A 7,642-nucleotide genomic window follows, 5' to 3' on the forward strand; every position below is an offset into this window, starting at 1 on the left:
ACCACGCGCTGGTGGTCTCTGCCCGTACGCCTTCTCTGGTGTATCAATGAAACTCGGTATGGACTGGCGGGCGGAATATTACACAACGGTGACATCGGCGCACGAAACATTTCACCGCAATCCCATAGGATAAAACCGTCGCGGAAATAGCATCCGGATTCTTACACAGCCACCTCAAAAACAAGAGAAATCTCCGCGCCACAATAACAATCCCCCAATTAACGCCATTTTCCCCCTCTATTCCCCCCATTGATCGCTCATAAGCCAAGGATAATAAAGCTCACAAGTAAAATTCATGTGCACCTTCTTTGCACCGTAACAGGAATCATCCCCTTATGTCTGAAACCACACTCCCCAAGAACACTAAGCGGCGTGCCAAGTGGGTATGGATACTGTTAATTCTTATCATTGCTGGTGCTGGCGGTGGTTTTTATGGCTGGAAATATTATCAGCAGCAAGAATCGCTGACTGAAAGTAAGCCAACGCCGCCACCGATGCCGGTATTTATGCCGCTGGATACCTTCACCGTTAATCTGATCAGCGATGGTGAAGATGCAGACCGTGTGCTTTACATCGGATTAACGTTGCGTTTGCCCGATGAGGCTACCCGCAAACGCATGAACGATTATCTGCCTGAAATGCGCAGCCGTTTACTCATGCTGCTTTCGCGTCAACACGCCGCTACGCTAGCCAGCGAACAGGGTAAAACTCAGCTAATGTCTGATATTAAAACCGTTCTCATGCCGCCAATCGCACCCGGTCAGCCGAAGCAGATCGTCAGCGATGTGTTGTTTACAGCCTTTATCCTGCGGTAATCACTATGTCTGATAGCATTCTGTCACAGGCCGAAATTGACGCGTTGCTTAACGGTGATAGCGACAATGCCAAGCCTGATAGCGAAGCCCCACTCGCGGGAAGTGAGAGCGACGTTCGCCCTTATGACCCCACTACGCAACGTCGCGTGGTGCGTGAACGGTTGCAGGCGCTAGAAATTATCAACGAGCGCTTTGCCCGTCAGTTCCGCATGGGGTTGTTCAATCTGCTACGTCGTAGCCCTGATATCACGGTGGGTGCGGTAAAAATTCAGCCTTATCATGAGTTTGCCCGTAACTTACCGGTTCCCACCAACCTCAACCTTATCCACCTTAACCCGCTGCGCGGTACGGCGCTGATGGTCTTTGCGCCAAGCTTAGTCTTTATGGCGGTGGATAACCTGTTTGGGGGCGATGGTCGCTTTCCAACCAAAGTGGATGGCCGAGAGTTTACCCATACCGAACAACGCGTTATCAAGCGCATGTTACGCTTGGCGTTGGACGCTTACCGCGACGCATGGGGCGCGATTTATAAGCTCGAAGTGGAATACGTTCGCTCTGAGATCCAGGTTAAATTCACCAACATCACTACGTCGCCTAACGATATTGTGGTCACCACGCCATTCACTATCGAAGTGGGTGCATTGAGCGGCGAATTTAACATCTGTATCCCCTTCTCCATGATCGAGCCACTGCGTGAGCTGCTAGTGAACCCGCCGTTAGAGAACTCCAAACAGGAAGATCAACACTGGCGAGATACTCTCAGCAAGCAGGTACAGCATTCCGAGCTTGAACTGGTCGCCAACTTTGTTGATATCCCTTTACGTCTGTCTGAAGTATTGAAGCTTCAGCCCGGCGATGTTTTACCCATTGAAAAGCCAGAAAAACTTATCGCAAACGTGGATGGTGTGCCCGTTTTAACCTGCCAATACGGCAGCCAAAACGGTCAATACGCATTACGCGTAGAACGACTTATTAACCCTATTTTAAATGCTCTGAGCGAGGATCAGCCCAATGAGTGACGTCAACAAGCCGTCTGCCGAAGGTCATGACGACGCCGCCGACCTGTGGGCGGAAGCGATGAACGAACAGCAAACCACTGAAAATACTTCGGCGAAAAGTGCTGTGGAGAATTCTGCTGATGAGATTTTCCAGAATCTGGATAACCCATCACCGCTAGCCGGCAATCTGCACGATATTGATTTAATTTTGGATATCCCGGTGAAATTAACCGTGGAGTTGGGCCGTACCAAAATGACGATCAAAGAGCTACTGCGTCTGTCGCAGGGTTCGGTGGTGGCCTTGGACGGTTTAGCCGGTGAACCGTTGGATATTTTGATTAACGGCTATCTGATTGCACAAGGCGAAGTTGTGGTGGTTGCTGATAAATTTGGTGTTCGCATCACCGATATTATTACCCCTTCTGAACGTATGCGCCGTTTGAGTCGCTGATGATTCCCGCCACTTCAACCGCCACCAGTACACCGGCGACGCCGGTCGTGCCCGCAGGCAGCGTGCTGACTCAGGTTGGCAGCACGCTGGGCGCAATACTGCTGCTGATCCTGATTATCGGCTGGCTGGTTAAGCGTCTCGGTTTTTCTCCCAAGAACAGCCGTAATAACCTGCTTAACGTGCGTGCCAGTTGCTCGCTCGGCGCGCGCGAGCGCGTGGTGGTGGTCGAAGTGGATAATCAATGCCTGGTACTTGGCGTAACCAGCCAAAACATCACGCATCTGCACACTTTCACCGCGCCACCGTCTGACGCAGATCCTGTGGCTAAAAAACAGGATTTCAGCCAGATCTTCAAGCAAGTGGTGCAGCAACAGTTTGGTAAGCGCGGAGATAAGTCGTAATGCGCCCTCACCGTTTCATTCTTGGAATCAGCGCGACGGCATTGCTTCTCGCCAGTCCGCTAGCGCTGGCTCAGCTCCCCGGCATCGTTTCGCAGCCGCTGGCAAACGGCGGTCAAAACTGGTCGCTACCGGTACAGACGCTGGTTTTTCTCACTTCGTTAACCTTCTTGCCCGCCGCTCTGCTGATGATGACGAGTTTCACCCGCATCATTATCGTATTAGGGCTATTGCGCAGCGCACTGGGTACGCCGTCTGCGCCACCGAATCAGGTAATGCTGGGTCTAGCGCTGTTTCTCACGTTTTTTGTCATGTCGCCGGTGTTCGATAAAATTTATCAGGATGCCTATCAGCCGTTTAGCCAAGACAAAATTACGATGGACGTGGCAATGGATCGCGGCGCACAGCCGCTACGCGAATTCATGCTGCGCCAAACGCGTGAAACCGATCTGGCTCTCTATGCCAAATTAGCCAATCTGCCACAGATGGCCGGGCCTGAAGATGTACCGATGCGCATTCTGCTCCCCGCCTATGTCACCAGCGAGCTAAAAACCGCGTTCCAAATTGGTTTCACGATCTTCATTCCGTTTTTAATTATCGATTTGGTTGTCGCCAGCGTGTTAATGGCGCTAGGGATGATGATGGTTCCTCCGGCCACGATCTCACTGCCGTTTAAACTGATGCTGTTCGTACTCGTAGATGGCTGGCAGCTACTATTGGGTTCGCTGGCACAGAGTTTTTATAGTTAACCGCCACACTCACTGAGTAAAAAATCATGACTCCAGAATCTGTAATGGCACTCGGTTATCAGGCGATGAAAGTCGGCTTGGCCTTGGCCACGCCTTTGCTGTTGGCGGCATTGATTAGCGGCTTAGTCATTAGCCTATTGCAGGCGGCGACCCAAATAAACGAAATGACGCTTTCGTTTATTCCCAAGATTTTAGCGGTATTCGCCACGATGGTGATTGCTGGACCGTGGATGCTCAGCCTACTGCTTGACTACATGCGCACCCTATTCACCAGTATTCCCTCGATCATCGGCTAAAACTCGCGATGATCTCGTTTGACACCTCCCAACTCGCGCTGTGGCTCGGCCAATATTTCTGGCCGTTCGTCCGCATGTTAGCGCTTATTAGCACCGCACCGCTGCTGAGTGAAAAAGCGATCAGCAAAAAGACCAAAGTCGGCCTAGCGATGGCGATTACCTTTTTGTTGGTACCTAATTTAGGCAGTAACCCCACGCCGGTCGTCAGCATCAGTGGACTATGGCTAGTGACCCAGCAAATATTGATTGGTGCCGCGCTCGGCCTAACCATGCAGTTTGCTTTTGCCGCCGTTCGACTTGCCGGTGAAGTGATTGGACTGCAAATGGGGCTTTCCTTTGCGACCTTTTTTGACCCTTCCGGCGGCCCAAACATGCCGATTCTGGCCCGATTGCTGAACCTGCTCACCATGCTGCTCTTTCTGAGTTTTAACGGCCATCTATGGATGATTTCTCTGCTCGCCGAAAGCTTTCAAACGTTGCCTATCAGTGAACAGCCGCTCAACGGCAACGGTTTTCTGATGCTGGCACAGGCGGGAAGCCTCATTTTCGTTAATGGTCTAATGCTGGCGCTACCGTTGATAACCCTGTTGCTCGCACTCAATACCGCACTCGGTTTGCTCAACCGCATGACCCCCCAACTCTCTATTTTCGTGGTCGGATTCCCGCTCACGCTCACCATAGGTATGTTCAGCCTTAGCCTGATGATGCCAATGCTTGTCCCGTTCAGTGAACATTTGTTTAGCGAAGTGTTTGAGCGTTTAACGCAGGTGATGGGCGGAATGCAGGGGCTTTGATGGGCATAGGCCGCTCATCAAAATGCGCAAGAGTTCGGTATCTCTAAATGATGGGAACTGCATCAAGGCAGCCAATGAGCTTAGCCTTGATGCAGTTTCACGTATGACGGGGACTTAACGATTCATTTGGAACAGGGACATCCCCTGCATATCCGTAAACGCCTTATACGACGCCTGCAACGCAACCTGACGCAAACTGTAATCAGAGATTGACTGATACCAGTCAACGTCTTGCGTACTACTGATGCGGCTGGTGTAGGTCATCGCACGTTCGCTGCCTACGGCATCCAATGAGTCCAGCTCTTTCAGGTTGGTTCCTAACTCTGCGCGAACCTGTGAAACGTTGTTCAACGTGTTGCGCAACCCACGGTTAGCAGAGTCAATGGCATCGCTAACCCCCTTCTTCACTGCATCGGAGGCACCGGCAATCGGCGTTTTCAGGGCATCAATAGCCTTTTGCAGCGTACTGAAAATATCGCTATTAACCGAACCGTCTGGCTCTTTAACCGGGTTGCTAGACGCCTTCTGGAATACGTCAGAACCCGTGTGGCCGATGGTCATATCGCGTGCGGCATCCACCTTTTGTGTTACTGCGGTATCGCCGCCCTTATAGCTCACAGTGACTTTACCCGTCACTGGATCGGTCACTTTCTCAAACGGCGCGGTATCATTTTTATAGCCGGCAAAAACATAACGACCATTGCCGTCAGAGCTGTTTGCCAAATTCAGCAGTTGATCGCGCATGCCTTCAAGCTGTTTAGCAATGGATGCACGGTCATCGTCGCTTTTACTGCCTGAAGAAGCCCCATCCACCAACACAGGTGTGATGTCTTGCAGCGTTGAAGTCACCTGCTGCAACACGCTTTCTTCCATCGAGACACCTTGGCGTGCATAGCCGCGCGCCATGGTATATTGATCGTTTTGCGCCTGTGCCTGTTTTAATCCCACCAGTTGCGACGCCGCAAGCGGATCGTCGGAAGGATTAATGACGCGTTTTCCGCTGGACAGTTGCTGCCCGATGCGCTGCCATTCTGACTGCGCATCCGTGATGCTGCCCATATTCTGTTGATACATCATGCTGGTGCTAAGACGCATGGAATAACATCCTTCTTATCGAATATTAAGCAGAGCGCTAAATAGCGTCGTCGCTGTCTGAATAACCTGAGCATTCGCCTGATAGTACTGCTGGAAACGCATCAAATTACCGTACTCTTCATCAAGATTAACGCCTGAAACTGACTGCTGCTGTTGGGTCAGCTGTTTCACCACGTTGCCCTGTGCCGTACTGTCAACTTTTGCGCTGTTGGTTTGGTTACCGACGGTACCCACCAGACCCGCGTAAGCTTCGTTGAAGGTTGATTTCCCGCCAACGGTCTGCGCTTTTTGCAAATCCAACATTTTCTGCGCATTGGTGTTATCACCTTTGCCGCTGGCATCCGGCACTAAATTACCGCTTGCGTCATACTCCGGGGTACCCGCGCCAATTTTCGCTGCATCGGTGATCGCCACGCCAAAACCTTGCACCGCGCTAGAGGTGGTCTTTAGCGTAAAGCTATCGCTTTTGGCCGCCGCTGGAGACACCGTCACCTCTAAACCATCAAACTGAAGTTTGCCGGTCGCATCAGGGGTCAGATCCGTAATTTTACTGTTGTCAGACAGACGGGTAATCTGCCACTTACCGTTTTTGTCATATTCCAAGCGGTAGTCGGTCGCTTTGGTTTGACTCACATCGGTATACTTTGCCGAAATAGAGGCATTAACGGTTTTATCATTATTGCTGTTAGCGAAGGATGATGGCTGACCAATAGTGAAAAATGGCTCGTTGGTGGTCAGATCGCCATTCAAATCGATGCCCGCTTGCTGCACCTTATTGAAGCTATCGGCCATAGAAAGCGCAATTTGTCCAAGCTGATTGCGCGCGTTATCCAACGCACCGCTACGGAACTGTAAAATCCCGCTCAGGCTACCGCCGGTGATACGTCCTTCAGGCACTTCGCTTGCGGTACCTGAACCGCGGTTATAGCCAATGGTCAGGCGCTGCGGGTTTGAGCTCGAAGGGATCGCTTCCAGTTTATAAGCGTCGTTTCCCTGTACCAAAGACAACCCACCGGCAAAAGACACGTTCATTGCGCCGTCTTGCATGGTGATTTCGACGTTAGCAATCTGGTTCAACTGAGTGGCCATCTGGTCGCGCAGATCGAGCAAATCGTTAGGCGCGCTTCCGCCACTTGCGCCAGTAAGACGCGAAATCTGATCGTTTAAGCTGGCAATTTGTTTGGTGTAATTATTAATCTGCTCAACGCTGTTACTGATAGTGACGTTAGCGTTGCTTTCTAGATTTTTCAGGTATTCATCGGTGGTTTTAAACTGATTCACCAAGCCGTTCGCTTTGGCTAATACGGTTTGACGCGCGGCCGGATCGCTAGGGTTGCTGACCAAATTTTGCAGGTTAGAGAAGAAATCCTGCATGTTGGCTGACAGGCTGTTATTACTATCTGCCAACAGGTTATCGATTTGCGAAACCTGTTGATAATAAGCCGTGGTAGAAGCGTAATCACTCTGCCCCTGACGCAGTTGTCCAACGATAAAGGAATTATATTCGCGATTAATACCGCTGACGTTCACCCCATTGCCAATAAAACCGGTTGGCGTGCTGGTTCCGCCGCTTTGTGCAAAACTCACCGTTTGGCGGTTATAGCCCTGAGTATAAACATTACTAAGGTTATTACTTGCGACGCTCAGCGCGGTCTGTGCGGCGCTTAGTCCACTCATTGCGCTATTAATTAAGTTAGCCATTCGGGTTCCTTTAAACTTAAAAAAAGCCTCACGTCATCACGCGGCAAGGCTCTTGTTGTTGAAACAGTTATCGGCGGCAGGAAAGTAAACTTGAGGGAAAAATCATAGCCTCTAACGATTTTTCCTACCCCGATAGTGATGCAAACAGCGGTGTGAAATTTTGTATGCCGATCGTTACGTCCGCCTGTCGATACCGTGCTTCATTGGTACGGTTTTATCCTATGGGATTGCGGTGAAATATTTCGTTCGCCGATGTCACCATTGTGTAATATTCCGCCCGCCTGTCGATACCGAGCTTCATTGATACACCGGTGAAGGCGTACGGGCAGAGACCACCAGCGCGTG

Annotated in this window: 9 protein-coding genes; 7 read left to right on the top strand and 2 right to left on the bottom strand. The window is 50.9% G+C overall.

Annotation, left to right across the window (positions count from 1 at the left end; all coding sequences use genetic code 11):
- The first annotated feature begins 335 nt into the window (after positions 1-335).
- Genes fliL through fliR form a run of 7 tightly spaced genes read left to right on the top strand, consistent with a single transcriptional unit; the run spans position 336 to position 4,501 of the window.
- Positions 336-815 carry a flagellar basal body-associated protein FliL gene (fliL, locus tag HMPREF3091_RS21730; protein WP_004092168.1) on the top strand — a complete coding sequence of 160 codons (480 nt, stop codon included), beginning with the start codon at positions 336-338 and terminating at the stop codon, positions 813-815.
- Between the two features lie 5 nt (positions 816-820).
- A complete protein-coding gene (gene fliM, locus HMPREF3091_RS21735; RefSeq protein WP_004092166.1) occupies positions 821-1,834 on the top strand; it encodes a flagellar motor switch protein FliM in 1,014 nt (337 codons plus the stop codon).
- On the top strand, positions 1,827-2,264 hold the full coding sequence (fliN, locus tag HMPREF3091_RS21740) for a flagellar motor switch protein FliN (protein ID WP_004092164.1): 438 nt from the start codon (positions 1,827-1,829) through the stop codon (positions 2,262-2,264). Before fliM ends, fliN begins: the two co-directional genes overlap by 8 nt.
- Positions 2,264-2,665: a flagellar biosynthetic protein FliO gene (gene fliO, locus HMPREF3091_RS21745; protein WP_070719080.1), complete on the top strand. Its 402-nt coding sequence runs from the start codon at positions 2,264-2,266 to the stop codon at positions 2,663-2,665. The genes fliN and fliO overlap by 1 nt, the downstream gene beginning before the upstream one ends.
- Entirely contained in the window at positions 2,665-3,411 is a 747-nt protein-coding gene (gene fliP, locus HMPREF3091_RS21750) for a flagellar type III secretion system pore protein FliP (RefSeq protein ID WP_070719082.1), read from the top strand. The genes fliO and fliP overlap by 1 nt, the downstream gene beginning before the upstream one ends.
- Before the next feature lie 26 nt (positions 3,412-3,437).
- On the top strand, positions 3,438-3,707 hold the full coding sequence (fliQ, locus tag HMPREF3091_RS21755; RefSeq protein WP_008813840.1) for a flagellar biosynthesis protein FliQ: 270 nt from the start codon (positions 3,438-3,440) through the stop codon (positions 3,705-3,707).
- Between the two features lie 8 nt (positions 3,708-3,715).
- Positions 3,716-4,501, top strand: coding sequence for a flagellar biosynthetic protein FliR (gene fliR / locus HMPREF3091_RS21760; protein ID WP_004092151.1), 786 nt, complete (start codon positions 3,716-3,718; stop codon positions 4,499-4,501).
- A 114-nt stretch (positions 4,502-4,615) separates the two neighbouring features.
- Here the strand turns inward: fliR and flgL are convergent, their stop codons facing one another.
- Together flgL and flgK are read right to left on the bottom strand one after the other, a co-directional pair.
- Entirely contained in the window at positions 4,616-5,596 is a 981-nt protein-coding gene (flgL, locus tag HMPREF3091_RS21765; protein WP_035503125.1) for a flagellar hook-associated protein FlgL, read from the bottom strand.
- A 15-nt stretch (positions 5,597-5,611) separates the two neighbouring features.
- The gene (gene flgK / locus HMPREF3091_RS21770) at positions 5,612-7,297 is read right to left on the bottom strand and encodes a flagellar hook-associated protein FlgK (RefSeq protein ID WP_070719085.1); all 1,686 of its coding nucleotides are present in this window, start codon (positions 7,295-7,297) and stop codon (positions 5,612-5,614) included.
- Between the last annotated feature and the right edge of the window lie 345 nt (positions 7,298-7,642).

Origin of the sequence: Hafnia sp. HMSC23F03 (assembly GCF_001816025.1) — a bacterium.
GTDB lineage: Bacteria > Pseudomonadota > Gammaproteobacteria > Enterobacterales > Enterobacteriaceae > Hafnia > Hafnia paralvei.